General features: G+C 52.3%; 13 protein-coding genes. 6 read left to right on the top strand and 7 right to left on the bottom strand.

The features are described from left to right. Positions 1-4: 4 nt before the first annotated feature. The 4 genes from KGP26_RS09115 to KGP26_RS09100 form a co-directional block, all read right to left on the bottom strand. Complete coding sequence (locus KGP26_RS09115) at positions 5-967, bottom strand: aminoimidazole riboside kinase (protein ID WP_115159212.1); 963 nt, start codon at positions 965-967, stop codon at positions 5-7. A 23-nt stretch (positions 968-990) separates the two neighbouring features. Continuing rightward, positions 991-2358 carry a carbohydrate porin gene (locus KGP26_RS09110; protein ID WP_037375082.1) on the bottom strand — a complete coding sequence of 456 codons (1368 nt, stop codon included), beginning with the start codon at positions 2356-2358 and terminating at the stop codon, positions 991-993. Positions 2359-2540: 182 nt separating this feature from the next. Next, the gene (locus tag KGP26_RS09105; protein WP_223501162.1) at positions 2541-3974 is read right to left on the bottom strand and encodes a glycoside hydrolase family 32 protein; all 1434 of its coding nucleotides are present in this window, start codon (positions 3972-3974) and stop codon (positions 2541-2543) included. An 18-nt stretch (positions 3975-3992) separates the two neighbouring features. Further along, positions 3993-5234 carry an MFS transporter gene (locus tag KGP26_RS09100; RefSeq protein WP_037375204.1) on the bottom strand — a complete coding sequence of 414 codons (1242 nt, stop codon included), beginning with the start codon at positions 5232-5234 and terminating at the stop codon, positions 3993-3995. 245 nt (positions 5235-5479) lie between these two features. Here KGP26_RS09100 and KGP26_RS09095 point away from each other — a divergent pair, with 245 nt between their 5' ends. The 6 genes from KGP26_RS09095 to glnQ all read left to right on the top strand — a co-directional run bounded on the left by KGP26_RS09095 (position 5480) and on the right by glnQ (position 10349). After that, positions 5480-6487 (top strand): LacI family DNA-binding transcriptional regulator, encoded by a 1008-nt coding sequence (locus KGP26_RS09095; RefSeq protein ID WP_223665305.1) that lies wholly within the window; start codon positions 5480-5482, stop codon positions 6485-6487. 364 nt (positions 6488-6851) lie between these two features. Next, positions 6852-7355, top strand: coding sequence for a DNA starvation/stationary phase protection protein Dps (gene dps, locus KGP26_RS09090; protein ID WP_021180512.1), 504 nt, complete (start codon positions 6852-6854; stop codon positions 7353-7355). A 154-nt stretch (positions 7356-7509) separates the two neighbouring features. Next, positions 7510-7776 (top strand): DksA/TraR family C4-type zinc finger protein, encoded by a 267-nt coding sequence (locus tag KGP26_RS09085; protein ID WP_021805127.1) that lies wholly within the window; start codon positions 7510-7512, stop codon positions 7774-7776. 337 nt (positions 7777-8113) lie between these two features. After that, complete coding sequence (gene glnH, locus KGP26_RS09080) at positions 8114-8857, top strand: glutamine ABC transporter substrate-binding protein GlnH (RefSeq protein ID WP_021805128.1); 744 nt, start codon at positions 8114-8116, stop codon at positions 8855-8857. A gap of 113 nt (positions 8858-8970) precedes the next feature. Next, a complete protein-coding gene (gene glnP / locus KGP26_RS09075; RefSeq protein ID WP_021805129.1) occupies positions 8971-9630 on the top strand; it encodes a glutamine ABC transporter permease GlnP in 660 nt (219 codons plus the stop codon). Further along, complete coding sequence (gene glnQ / locus KGP26_RS09070; protein WP_021180508.1) at positions 9627-10349, top strand: glutamine ABC transporter ATP-binding protein GlnQ; 723 nt, start codon at positions 9627-9629, stop codon at positions 10347-10349. The genes glnP and glnQ overlap by 4 nt, the downstream gene beginning before the upstream one ends. Positions 10350-10465: 116 nt before the next feature. Here glnQ and KGP26_RS09065 read toward each other — a convergent pair whose 3' ends face one another. From KGP26_RS09065 to KGP26_RS09055, 3 genes are all read right to left on the bottom strand, one after another. Then, entirely contained in the window at positions 10466-11770 is a 1305-nt protein-coding gene (locus tag KGP26_RS09065; protein WP_218519634.1) for a PAS domain-containing methyl-accepting chemotaxis protein, read from the bottom strand. Positions 11771-12053: 283 nt separating this feature from the next. Further along, on the bottom strand, positions 12054-13019 hold the full coding sequence (gene rlmF / locus KGP26_RS09060) for a 23S rRNA (adenine(1618)-N(6))-methyltransferase RlmF (protein ID WP_021805132.1): 966 nt from the start codon (positions 13017-13019) through the stop codon (positions 12054-12056). 93 nt (positions 13020-13112) lie between these two features. Next, positions 13113-14132 carry a glycosyl hydrolase family 8 gene (locus KGP26_RS09055; RefSeq protein WP_371824942.1) on the bottom strand — a complete coding sequence of 340 codons (1020 nt, stop codon included), beginning with the start codon at positions 14130-14132 and terminating at the stop codon, positions 13113-13115. Between the last annotated feature and the right edge of the window lies 1 nt (position 14133).

Below are 14133 nucleotides of genomic sequence, written 5' to 3'. Positions count from 1 at the left end.
CATTTCACTCAAGAAGGTTTATAGAATTAACCTTAAATGTCAGTCTATGCTCAGATCCAATAAAACGTTTAACCCCCTCCGCATCGGGTAATGCTGATAAAGCTCCTTTTTGTGTCGTCGCCAGCGCGCCACAGGCGCTGGCTTGCGTCAGGGCTAATTTTAATTGTTCAAAATCAAGCAAACCATTTCCAAGAGAGATATTTGCCAATAGCCCAGCGATAAAGGCATCTCCTGCCCCCGTCGTATCTAAACTGTTCACCTTGTACGAGTCTACGTGTATGACCAAGTCTTGCCATAAGACAATAGCCCCTTGGATACCACAGGTGACAATTTTGAGGCTAGAAGGAAATCTCTTTAGTATTTCCAACGCTTTTTCATCATGAGTAGTACCGGTTATCCAGTATAATTCTTCCTCTGAAAGTTTTAAAATATCGGACTGATTAGCAAATTGCGTTACCGTTGCCAGCATCTCCTGTGGGTTTTCCCACATTGTCTCCCGCAGGTTGACATCAAAGCTCAACATGCCACCGCGTTGCTTTATTAAGCTCATCGCCTTGACCAAGGTCTCCCGGCTCTGCTTGGCAACCAGAGCCAACGAACAAAAGTGCAATATATCATCCTCAAAATCGGGTAGATTTTTAGAGGATAAAAACTGGTCGGCAGAAGGATTTACCAGAAATGTAAAACTGCGATCGCCATCATCCCCCAGCGCTACCAGCACGGTACTGGTATGATAGTGCTCATCAAATTGTATATACTGCGTTGCGACTCCCTCTGAATAGAGAGTTTGCTGGAGAAAGTGGCCAAATGGGTCATCACCGACTCTGCCAATAAAACCACAATCACATCCCAAACGAGCTGCCCCCACAGCAACATTTAACGGCGCACCACCAGCACAAGCTTTATATTGCCTATCTGGCTGAGGTAATAAGTCGATTACCGCATCGCCAATTGTCCACAGTTTCATAGTGTTTCCTTAACCACCCAATTTTAGAATAAATATTTGAAGCGCACCCTCATGCCATAGCGCATATCGGTGTCACCTGGATTTATCGTCGAAGCATCCAGCCAGGAAGCATAAGCCCCTAGGTAGGTATTAAAGTTTGGCATATCCATAATATTCGGCAGTTGCCAGGAGGTATGAATGGTGTGAATATCGTAGTTTCCCGGTGCCAGGATCGCGCAATCGCTGTCACAGTCAGCATTCACACTGTTCATATTGAAACGGTCGATTTTGTTATGCGCGTAGATATAGCCCAGCTCAACGCGATGCCATAGCGCATTGATACCGGCGCTGAAGTTCTTTTCATCCGTCGCATCAAGATATGCGGTGCTCAGGTTCACCACCGCCCCGTTCTGCGTATCGGTTTTCAGCGTATTCCAGCTCATGGTCATACCGTAGCCGGTACGCCTGGACTGGTCGACCCAAATGCCCTGCTGATTCTGATAGCCGTAGGCATTATTAACGAGGTTGCTCTCCAGCGCTGCAGCCACCGACCACTCGCCGGATTGCCACGCGGCAACAGGGCGCACGTAAACCACGTTTTTACGGCTATCCAGCGCGTTGCCGTGATAGTTCTGGTCGACAAACAGCGAACTGCCGTCCTCCACCAGCGTATTCACTTCAAAATACCAGTTATCAAGTGTTTTACTGAGCAGGAAGTTGCCGCCGCTGCTGCTGCGCCCGCGCCCCTCTTTCATCATGTAAATGTAACCGTAGCCGTCGGAATACAGGTCATTGGCCGTATTACCAGAATATTCAATAAAGGTATCCTGATTAAGCGGAAACATATCAAAGGCCTCAAAACGACCCATTTTAATCTTCCAGTCATCTTGCTGGCCGAAGAAAAATGCCGCATCATCAAGATTCATTTTGCCATTCATATCCGCCAGCGGCTGTACGCTGAAACCGGCATATTTCCCATTCGATCCTTTACGTAATCCATCAAAGCCAAGCAATATACGCCCGTTAATATCCCAGCGTTCTTTATCGCCCGGCGCCCAGTTTTTATTAGCGCTGGTTTTCAACGAGGTCAGGCTACCGGTACGGCTAGCGCCATCCATATTAAACTCAACGTCACCATAGAATTTTAATTCGCCATAGTCATTAAGCCGTAATGCCGGTTCGGTCGGCGTCGCGCTGGCCACCGTTACCGGTTTGTCCTGCCGTTTCAGCGCACGAATCTCCGTCTCCGCACGGACGGCCCGCTGCTCGGTCTCTTTCAGTCGCTGTTCCAAGTGCGCCAATCGCTCCTCGATAGATAGAGGTGCTTGAGCGTTCGCGCAAGCGCTTGCTAAAAACGTGAGCAAACATCCGACCCGGACTTTTTTTACCTGTAAACCATCATTATTTTTCATCGTTAATCCATTATTATTTAATTTATATTTATGGGTGAAACTCGATGATGAAGACAATAATTATCCACCCGCTATGACAAACGGGTTGTTAACACATTTAAATCTATGCTTTAAATCGTTCGGGATGCGGTACCCGCATGCGCAATACTTTATTTACCACATCCCTTGCATATAAAAATAGATTATTCGAGCTGCCAGGCCCCTGCCTCGGATAGGGAGGCCGAACCGCTCCAGGAAAATAACATTAGTTCACGGCGTGCAGCATCCGGGTAAATACGACTACTAAGGCACGCCTCACCATCATTAACAAAAACTTCCACGGAGGAGCTATCAAAAAACAACCGCAGTTTCAGCGATGCTCCGGCTGTCAACGGTACGCTTCGTACCCCGCAAAGGCCATACTGCGGATAACGGCGCTCCAGAACCAGACGCTGCATCTGCGCATCAACATAAACGCGCAGCCCCTCGCCGAAGCTGATGCCATACTGTTCTGCGCTGCTGTTAGCACAATCCCAGTTTAGGATCACCTCCATCGCTTCGCAGTTTTCTACCATCGTGGTCTGCTGATTTTTCAACGTACTCACTGGCCATGGGAACCATGCGCCGCGCAGACCTTCTACCTCTTTGGCCGGACGCATTTGCAGACGGTTATCTGCGCCGAGGCTCAGTTCTCGCGGAAGAGAGAGCATTCCCGCCCAGCCATCTTGCTGTTCGGGCAACGGCGATTCCCACATATCCAGCCAGCCGATAACGATGCGGCGGCCATCGGGAGTCAGGAAGCTTTGCGGTGCATAAAAATCGTGGCCGTGGTCGAGTTCAATAAACTCGCTTTTGCGAACAAACGGCTGCCCCGGCTGCCATTCACCGAGCAGATAGCCGCTCTGGAACAGATTACGGTTGTTGAAACCTTCAGCCGCCATCCCCTGAGGAGAAAACATCAGGATGCGTTTATCCCCGAGGGTGAAGAAATCTGGGCACTCCCACATATAGCCCATCTCTTTTTCCGCCTCATCAAGGACACCAGCATCGTGCCACTGATGCAGGTCCTCCGAACGGTACAGGCGCACCTGGCCGGTCTCGCCATCGCGAGCACCGACTATCATGTACCAGCTATCCCCTTCACGCCACACCTTCGGATCGCGGAAATGGTGCAGACCCGGCGGAGTATCTACCACGATCCCCTGACGCTCAAAACAGACCCCGTCGCGGCTAGTCGCAAGACACTGCACCTGATAAAGGTTAGCCTCATCGCTGGTGTCGCCATGGAATTTATGCCCGGTATAAATCAACGCCAGAGTATCGCCATCAACAACCGCTGAGCCAGAGAAGCAGCCGTCTTTATCTTCCGGGCCTTCCGGAGCCAACGCGACCGGCAGGTGCTCCCAATGAACCAGATCTTTACTGCGCGCATGGCCCCAGTGCATCGGCCCCCACTGCGTGGAATACGGATGATGCTGGTAAAAAGCGTGATACCAACCGTCAAACCAGACCAGACCGTTAGGATCGTTAATCCAGCCCGCGCGCGCGGCAAGGTGGTAGCGCGGATACCAACGCAAGTTCAGCGTTTCACGTTTAGCCTGCAGTTCCTGTTCAGCCTTGGATATTGAATACGTCATAGTCTTTACTCTTTTCAATCATATAGCGGAAGGTTGCGACATCAGAGGATCTGAAGATAACTTACTGGAGCGCAACAGGAAGATGGAGATAAAGGTGGTGCAGAACACCAGTAGTCCCATAATCAAATAGGACTGGGCAAAGCCGTATTTTTCGTAGCTATAGCCTGCCAGCGGCGACAGTACCGAGGCGATAACCGAGCTGGTGCAGGCGAACCCCACCAGATAGAGGGTGGCAGACAGGCGTTTGTCGAAATTCAAGCTGTTGTATTTAAAGATAGCGACCAGCAGAATCGGCAGTTCTACCGCGTGCAACAGTTTAGTGATGGAAATCAGCAGCGGCCCTTCGACCAGCCCGGAGGCCACCATACGCAACGCCATCACCATCCCGGCGAAAATCAGGCCATTTTTCGCACCGATGCGGTTAACCAACCACGGGGCGCAGAACATCCCGGCGGCTTCGAGGAATACCTGGAACGAGTTGAGGTAACCGTACATGGCGTTGCCTTCCTGCAACGTGGCGAATTGTGAAGAGAAGTAAACCGGGAACTGCTGATCGTAAACGCCGTAAATACAGGTACCGATGACGAAAAACACCAGCGCCCAGAAGCGCGGTAGCGTCAGCAGACGCAGCACGTCATCCAGCTTCACTTTGCCACCGGACACCGCCTCCTGCATCGCGTGCGGTGCAGAAGACACCCGCAGCCGCGCCAGCAGGATAAAGAACACCAGACCGGCACAGCTGGAGACTGCGAAGTTTAGTTTCGGGTTGATGTTAAACAGGAGCCCTGCGAAGAAGGTCGCTACCGCCCAGCCCAGCGATCCCCACATCCGCGCCTTGCCGAATTCGAACTGGCTCTGGCGCGCCACGCGTTCGGTATACGATTCCAGCACGCCGATACCGCCGTTAAAGGTTATGCCGATATAAATCCCACCGAATAGACTTCCGAGCAATATATTGATTTGTAACAGATAACTAAACAATAAATAGGCTGGTCCGGAAAGGATTAACAACCCGGTAAGGGTCCAGAGCAGGTTTTTACGCAGGCCGAGTTTATCCTGGATAAAGCCGTAGCAGATTTGCGCCAATAGCGCGGAGACGGACAACACCGCGTAGATAATACCGGTATCCCCCGCTTTCAGCCCTACTTCCTGGTGCAACCAGATCGAGAGCAAAGAGCCAGTTGAGGACCAGGACACGAAAAAGAAAAACAGTAATGCACTGAGTAGTGGGTAGCTATGAGAGTGATGCGCTTTCATTATGGCATTCTCGTATTGGAATAATGCTCGCATGGTAACGTTAACAAGTAAAAAACCGCTTGTCGTTTTGCTGAAATTCATGATGTTAATCACAAAAGTTAACGTTAACATCAAAAAAATGAGATCATGATCAAAAATCACTCGCTACGGTTCTTTTAATTTCTACGACAGAATAGCCGCTGAACCTTTTACATCAGCAACGTCGTCGTATAGCCTGTTGCCTGAAGGTAATGACGGGAGTAATAGATATGGCTTCTCTTAAGGATGTGGCGAAACTGGCCAATGTGTCGCTCATGACGGTTTCGCGCGCGCTCAATAGCCCAGAAAGGCTAAAGCCTGAGACCCTGGCACGCGTGCAGGTCGCCATCAAAGAGACCAATTACGTTCCGGACCTGTCAGCGAAAAAAATACGCGGCGCCCATGCCACGCCGAATACTATCGGGGTGCTGGCCCTCGATACTGTGACCACGCCATTCTCGGTGGAAATCACTCTGTCTATCGAAGAGACCGCCCGGGCGTATGGCTGGAACAGTTTCGTGGTAAATATGTTCTCTGACGATAACCCAGATACCATTGTCGACCTTCTGCTTTCACACCGGCCAGACGGCATCATCTACACCACCATGGGGCTACGTCAGGTGCCGCTGCCGACCAAACTACTCACCCTCCCGTGCGTGCTGGCCAACTGTGAAAGTTTGCACGATCCCGTAGCCAGCTATATTCCGGACGACGAACAAGGCCAGTTTGAGGCGGTGCAGGCTCTGCTCGCAGCAGGTAATCGTCAACCACTCTGCCTGCATCTGCCACAACACCATCTTGCCACCTTGCGCCGCCGTCAGGGATTGGAGCGCGCCTGCCGGCAAGCAGGTATCAACCCTGACACTCTCATGCATGTCTATATGGAGCATGGCGATGAGCACTACCTTGATATCCCGGCCATTGTGCTAGCACATATCAAACAGGGTAATCCGATGTTCGATTCGGTCATTTGCGGCAACGATCGTATCGCCTTTATGGTCTATCAGACGCTACTGGCGCAGGGCCTGCGCATCCCGCAAGATGTGTCGGTCGTGGGTTACGACAATATGGTTGGCATTGGCGAGCTATTCTTACCGCCGCTCTCGACGGTACAACTGCCGCATTACGAAATAGGTCGCCATGCTGCGCTGCATATTATCCAGGGCAAGACGCAGACTGATACGGTCAAAATACACGCGCCCTGGCTCAGCAGAGACTCAATCCATAGCAACCTGTGATTGTTCATAAAAGAGTTACGGCGCATACCCTGGTGATAATTGGCTATCAATATGAATTAATGGAAAAAGAAACCTAATTCAACGTTCAGAAACACTCTGCAATAATTGCGCATTGAAATATCCCTTCAATCGGTGTCTATTATTAGTGGGGGATCTCAACCGTTACCCTCTAAAAGCTTAAAAAACGTTTATTATCAATATCTCACGAATCGCCAAATATGTCATACGCCTTTCTGATGAAAATATCCAGCAGTTATCACCTATTTATTTAATCGCCCTTTTCGTCCTGCAAAATAAATTTAAGCTGCTATAATTTCTCCCGTAACAAAATAGGATTACACCCATCAAGAAGAGGATATCTATTATGAGTACCGCTAAACTGGTGAAAACGAAATCTTCTGACCTGTTGTACACACGCAATGATGTGGATGAGAAAACCAAGCAGGCCGCCATCAAGGCGCTGAACCATCAGGTTGTGCAGTTTATCGATCTGTCGTTGATCACCAAGCAGGCGCATTGGAACATGCGTGGTGCCAATTTTATTGCCGTGCATGAAATGCTCGACGGCTTCCGCACCGCCATCACCGACCATCAGGATACTTTTGCAGAACGTGTCGTACAACTCGGTGGCGTTGCGCTGGGTACGGTACAGGTGGTAAATGACAAAACCCCGCTGAAAAGCTACCCGACCAATATTCACAGCGTGCAAGATCACCTGAAAGCGCTGGCCGATCGTTATGCAGCCGTTGCCAACGACATCCGCCAAGCCATCACGGAAGTTCCGGATGAAGACACCGCAGACATGTTCACCGCCGCATCGCGCGATCTGGACAAATTCCTGTGGTTTATCGAATCCAACATCGAATAAAACCAGCCATCCTGGCGCGAAACAACAGGTTGTGGGCCTTGCCCCAGCCTGTTTTTTTATCTGCAAGCCGAGTTGTATAAAAAACAGGCTGGATTACACTGATGATGATCCAATCAGGATTGCAAGCATTCACAGGTTCAATAGTGAGGTGGGCATGGCAGGCGGATGGACAGCGGACGGCGCGGTGCAGGATCAAATCGACTCAACGGTAGATGATGCCGTACAACGTGCTCGCCAGGCGCTCGGCCACGGCGAAAGCGAACACTATTGCCAGGAATGTGGCACAGAGATCCCCGAAGCCCGACGTCTGGCGCTGCAAGGGGTGCGCTACTGCGTTAACTGCCAGGCGGAAATGGATAAAAAACAGGCTGCCAGCAGCCTGTTCAATCGCCGGGGCAGCAAAGACAGCCAGCTGCGTTAACCCTACTTCCCTTCAAAACACGCCTGTTTGCACCAAATGACATCGGACTATGGCTATAAAGTTAGAGTTAGTTATCATTATTGATCGATAATTGTTAATTATCGGTTGTTTCCCGGCTATTGTTTAGTTGATGATAGCTCAATTGCACCACCAAGGCCTCACTGCACCATTTTGGTGCCCGAAAGTGGTGCATAAAAATTATAATTGGCTATCCAAACCCAACATCATAACGCAACCCCTTGTTTTTATAATGATTGCAAACTTGGCACGATTCTTCCATAGCACAAAATGCAACATAAAAAATGGGTAATCCGCAACCTGTACAGGAATTCCTCTCATGAAGTCTATTTTTAAAGTTTCCCTGGCCGCACTTTCCCTGGCCTTTGCCGTTAGCTCTCACGCAGCAGACAAGCTGGTTGTCGCCACGGACACCGCTTTCGTGCCGTTTGAATTCAAACAAGGTGACCAATACGTCGGTTTCGATATCGACTTGTGGGCGGCGATTGCCAAAGAGCTGAAGCTGGATTACACCCTGAAGCCAATGGACTTTAGCGGCATCATTCCTGCGCTGCAGACCAAGAACGTCGATCTGGCGCTGGCCGGTATCACCATTACCGACGAACGCAAAAAAGCGATCGACTTCTCCGATGGCTACTACAAAAGCGGCCTGTTGGTGATGGTCAACGCTAACAACGACAGCGTGAAAGGCATCCAGGATCTGGACGGCAAAGTGGTGGCAGTGAAGAGCGGCACCGGCTCGGTGGATTACGCCAAGCAGCACATCAAAACCAAAGATCTGCGCCAGTTCCCGAACATCGACAATGCCTATATGGAACTGGGCACCAAGCGTGCTGACGCCGTGCTGCACGATACGCCAAACATCCTGTACTTCATCAAGACCGCGGGGGCTGGCAAGTTCAAAACCGTTGGCGACTCCCTGGAAGCCCAGCAGTACGGCATCGCCTTCCCGAAAGGCAGCGACGAGCTGCGTGAAAAGGTGAACGCCGCACTGAAAACGCTGCGCGACAACGGGACTTACAACGAAATCTACAAAAAATGGTTTGGTACCGAACCTAAGTAACTGATGAAGTTAATAAGCCAGTAAGTTATTAATTGAGCACAGGGGAGGTGTACCCGCCCCCTGTGCTTTGTTGTTATTGATCCCCTTGCTTGGGATCACCGGGAGATAACATTATGCAATTCGACTGGAGCGCCATTTGGCCCGCCATCCCAATTTTGTTAGAAGGCGCCAAGATGACCCTGTGGATTTCGGTCCTCGGTCTGATTGGCGGCCTGATCATCGGCCTGGTTGCCGGTTTCGCCCGTACTTATGGCGGCTGGATCGCCAACCATGTGGCACTGGTATTCATTGAAGTGATCCGCGGTACGCCGATTGTGGTACAGGTGATGTTTATCTACTTCGCCCTGCCCATGGCCTTTAGCGATTTCCGCATCGATCCTTTCACCGCCGCCGTGGTCACCATCATGATCAACTCGGGCGCCTACATTGCGGAAATTACCCGTGGCGCGGTATTGTCGATCCACAGCGGTTTCCGAGAGGCCGGCCTGGCGCTGGGGCTGTCACGCCGCGAGACCATCCGCTATGTGATCATGCCGCTGGCACTGCGCCGCATGCTGCCGCCACTGGGTAACCAGTGGATCATCAGCATCAAGGATACTTCGCTGTTCATCGTGATCGGGGTAGCGGAACTGACCCGACAGGGGCAGGAAATTATTGCCGGTAACTTCCGCGCGCTGGAAATCTGGAGCGCCGTTGCGGTGGTGTACCTGATTATTACCCTGATGCTTAGCTTCGTGCTGCGTCGTCTGGAAAGAAGGATGAAAATCCTGTGATTGAATTTAGAAACGTCTCCAAGCACTTTGGCCCGACCCAGGTGCTGCACAATATCGATCTGCATATCAAACAGGGTGAAGTGGTGGTGATCATCGGGCCTTCTGGCTCCGGTAAATCAACCCTGCTGCGCTGCATCAACAAGCTGGAAGAGATCACCAGCGGTGAACTGGTGGTCGACGGCCTGAGGGTGAACGATCCGAAGGTGGACGACCGCCTGATCCGCCAGGAAGCCGGTATGGTGTTCCAACAGTTCTACCTGTTCCCGCACCTGACGGCGCTGGAAAACGTGGCCTTTGGCCCAATCCGCGTACGCGGTTTGAAAAAGGCCGATGCCGAAAAGCTGGCACACACGCTGTTAGCCAAGGTTGGGTTGGCCGAGCGTTCTCACCACTACCCTTCCGAGCTTTCGGGTGGGCAGCAACAACGTGTAGCTATTGCCCGGGCGTTGGCGGTGAAGCCTAAAATGATGCTGTTCGATGAGCCAACCTCGGCGCTCGATCCGGAATTGCGTCACGAAGTGCTGAAGGTCATGCAGGATCTGGCCGAAGAAGGCATGACGATGGTGATCGTGACTCACGAAGTCGGCTTCGCTGAAAAGGTGGCCTCACGCCTGATCTTTATCGACAAAGGCCGGATTGCCGAAGATGGCAACCCTCATGACCTGATCAACAACCCGCCAAGCCCACGCCTGCGCGAGTTCTTGCAGCACGTTTCCTGAAGCGATAATAATAAGCCCCGCAAGGGGCTTTTTATTGATGGCAATGTTGCTCAATTACAGGTTCTGCCGTAGGGGCGCAGCATGTGCACCCGTTTAACCGCATCAGATACCAAACCTCAGTGGATCACATCGCTCTGTTTGACCGAGGTAAACGCCTGCATCAGCTTGACCACGTCCTGCATACCCACATTGACCTGATTGATTACCTCCCCGGCATCCTTGGCTAGCGCCACGCCCCCTCCCGCCTGTTCCACGCAGGTCACCATCTTGTTGATTGCCGCCGTTACCCCTTGCTGAATGGTTTTGGTGACTTGCTCAATCTCGCTGGCCGCTTTACGGGACTGTTCGGCCAAGGTACGCACCTCATTAGCCACTACGGAGAAACCGCGCCCATGCTCGCCCGCATGCGCCGCTTCGATCGAGGCGTTAATCGCCAGTAGATTGGTCTGGGCGGCAATTTTGCGGATCGCCTCAACCATATTGCCAATCTGTTGCGAACAGCGCCCCAAGTCGCTGACTACGTCCGAAGTCTGCCGTGCGGCCATCTCCACCTGCTGCATCCCCTGCACCGCCTGCTGCACAATGATCGCCCCTTGGGCAGCGGTTTTATCGGTCCCCATGGAGAGATGATGGACATTGCGCACCATTTCCTCTTCATGCTGCTGTTGGAAAGTCTGGCGGGTAATGTCCTGGGCGATTTTCACCACCTTTAATACCCGCCCTTCAGTGTCGATGATTGGGTTATAGCTGGCCTCCAGCCATACCCGCTCTCCACGCCGGTTGAGGCGTTCGAAACGCCCGGTCAAAAACTCCCCCTGTGCCAACCGTTGCCAGTGCTGATGATACTCGTCAGAGTCGGCGAACTCTGGCGTACAAAGTATGCTGTGCGCCTGGCCGCGTGCTTCTTCCAGCCGATAGCCCATCAGTTCGAGCATATTGTCGTTGGCATCCAGGATAATGCCGGTTGGCGAGAAGGTGATCATCGCCATTGAGCGATTCAACGCCGCTAACAGACTCTGATGCTCCTGAGCCTGAGTAATACGGCGGGTCACCTCGCTGGCAATCTTGATGATCTCCACCACCTCACCGTGCTTATTTAACACCGGGGTATAGGTTCCCTGCAGCCAGACTACTTCACCATCCTTGCGAATACGCCTGATATTATCGGTAATAGCTTCGCCGCTATTTAACTTTTGCCAATGCCGCTGATAGGCCGGGCTGGCGACATAGCGTTGATCGCAGAAAATACGATGATGCTGACCAATCACTTCCTGGCGCTCAAACCCCATCGTTTGCAAGAACAGATCGTTGGCACGTATTACGGTGCCGTCGGGCTTAAATACGATCATCGCTACCGCGTCTTCAATGGCTGCCAATTCAGCATGCCACGGGCTATTTGACTGACGGAGGTTTAAAAACATCGGGTAAATCCTTCTGGCAGATGGAGTTAACGGCAAGCACTCTCTATTTTTCTGCATTTCTTGCTCGCCTGTAAGCGCGCTATCGCCCTGAACATTGCGCACGACAATGCTCCAGATTAACTGGATAAAAACGGTTATTAAGCTATGTAATGATTGTTTTTTTAACTAATGAACAGCGTGGGAATTTATTAACAGTATTGAGGATAACGCAAGCCAGACGGAATGAAAGGAACGACAGAATAAATAATCGTTGCCGGCTCGATCGCCGGCAACGGTCGGGCAATTACTGCCAGCGTTCTGCCGCCCAGGCGGCTTGCTGCTCGGCATCAAGGAAGGTCCAGGCCACAAAGCGGCTAATCTTCTGCCCCTGTGCCATTTCGATGGTGCGCACCTCAGCGGCCCCGGCCTGCTTGAGCGCATAATAAATGGCAGGCAGCGTGGTGTTTTTCGAGATCAGCGAGGTGAACCACAGGCAGTTCTTCGCTTTGCCGACGCTCTCTTCCACCATCTTGCGCACAAAGGCCTCTTCGCCCCCTTCGCACCACAGCTCATTGTTCTTGCCACCGAAGTTCTGCACCGGCTTTTCTGCCACCGCCCCTTTGCCCAACTTATGCAACTTGAGGCGGGTGCTGGCGCGCGCTTCCTGCTCGGAACCGTGGAACGGCGGGTTACACAAGGTAGCATCGAAGCGCTCGGCAACGCCGATAATGCCGTTGAAGATACACTCCTGCTGTTTCTGCTGGCGCAAGCGCACGGTATTTTTTAACGTCGGGTTCATGGCCACGATCATCTTGGCAGCCCCCAGCGAGACCGGATCGGTTTCCGAGCCGGTAAAGCGCCAGCCATATTCGCGCTGGCCGATGATTGGATAAATGCAGTTAGCTCCCACGCCGATATCCAGGATCGCCACGCCTTTGCCACGTGGGATCTCGCCGCCGTTGCTGGTCGCCAGCAGATCGGCCAGGTGATGCAGATAATCGGCACGCCCCGGGATCGGCGGGCAGAGATAGTCGGCCGGAATATCCCAATGTTCGATGCCATAAAAGTGCATCAGCAAGGCGCGGTTGAGCATTTTCACCGCGGCAGGATCGGCAAAATCCACCGAGATATCGCCCCAGGCGTTGGGCTTCACAAAGGGTTCTAACCCCGGACAGGTGGCGATCAGGGTAGGGAAATCATAGCGTGAGCGATGGCGATTGCGCGGATGCAGGCCGCTTTTCTGCTGCGGGAAACTTTTCTTTTTTTCCACCGTGACGGGCTCTCTGAAAGGGTTTTCTGGCGCGTAAGATAGCATAAAGCCCGGCGAGGCGCTTGCCGCTGAGGTGAAAAGCGCCAAGTTACACTAGAGTTGGCTGCGCTGTGCCCAGTAGGCCAGCAGGTGCAGGCTGGCAGAATAGTAATCCTCATCAGGTGCCAGGCGATCTTTTAGCGGCCCCCGATCCCCCACCGTCAGATCCCTGACCGCCCTCATCCCCTGACTTTGATTATAGTCGGAGCGCTGGCCGCTCAGCACATCTTGCCAGGCCGGTGTCGCCCGGCGATCAAAGCCGCGCCAAAAGCTGGCAAACGGACTCAGTGACAGGCTGTCAGCCTTGTCCCAATAGAGATAGAGCGGAACCCGCACCGCATCAAAACCAAATCTCGGCGCCCAGTCGCTGGCAGGAGCCATTTGCCCATTGGCCTGAAGCGTAACCCAGTCGCTGGGCAGATGCTGTTTGCCAAAGCGCATTCTGCTGACCATCGTCATGCTATCGTCGATGAGCTTTTTCCACGCTGGCAAATGGCTTTCCTGGTAAAACGCGTGCCAGGCAGGAAAGACAAAATAGGAAGGATTAACGATCACCGAACCGTTTTGCCTGAAACCGTTAGCACCAGGTAACATCACCCGATATCCGGCATAGTCGATCACGGTATGTTTGAGCAGGGCTTGCTGAATCTGCGCCGAGGAGGTCAAGTAGGCAGGCACATTCCAGCGTTTCCCCGCCTTCAACAAAGCCCAGGCGATTAAGATATCGCCATCGGTGGCATTATTTTTATCGGCTATCGGCACAGCTTTCCCCGGCTCATAGCGCCAGGAAAACAGGCCGATATCCTGGCGATACAGGGTGTTGCGGGTCCATTGCCAGAGGTTGTCAAACGCGGGGCGGTCGTCATTGTAAACCGCCAGCAGCATGGCGAATCCTTGCCCCTCGGTATGGCTGACATTGTTATTGCCGGTATCGACAATCCGCCCATCAGCTAATAGAAAACGCTGTTTGTATTGCACCCAACCGCTGTCGGCAGCCTGCGCACCAAGGGAAAACATCAACCCCAGCCAAAGCAGGAGTACGTGGAGCCTACCAAACCTGCTTTTCGTCATCATG

Origin of the sequence: Serratia sp. JSRIV002 (assembly GCF_019968725.1) — a bacterium.
Classification (GTDB): Bacteria; Pseudomonadota; Gammaproteobacteria; order Enterobacterales; family Enterobacteriaceae; genus Chania; species Chania fonticola_B.
This window is presented reverse-complemented; position numbering and strand designations above follow the sequence as displayed.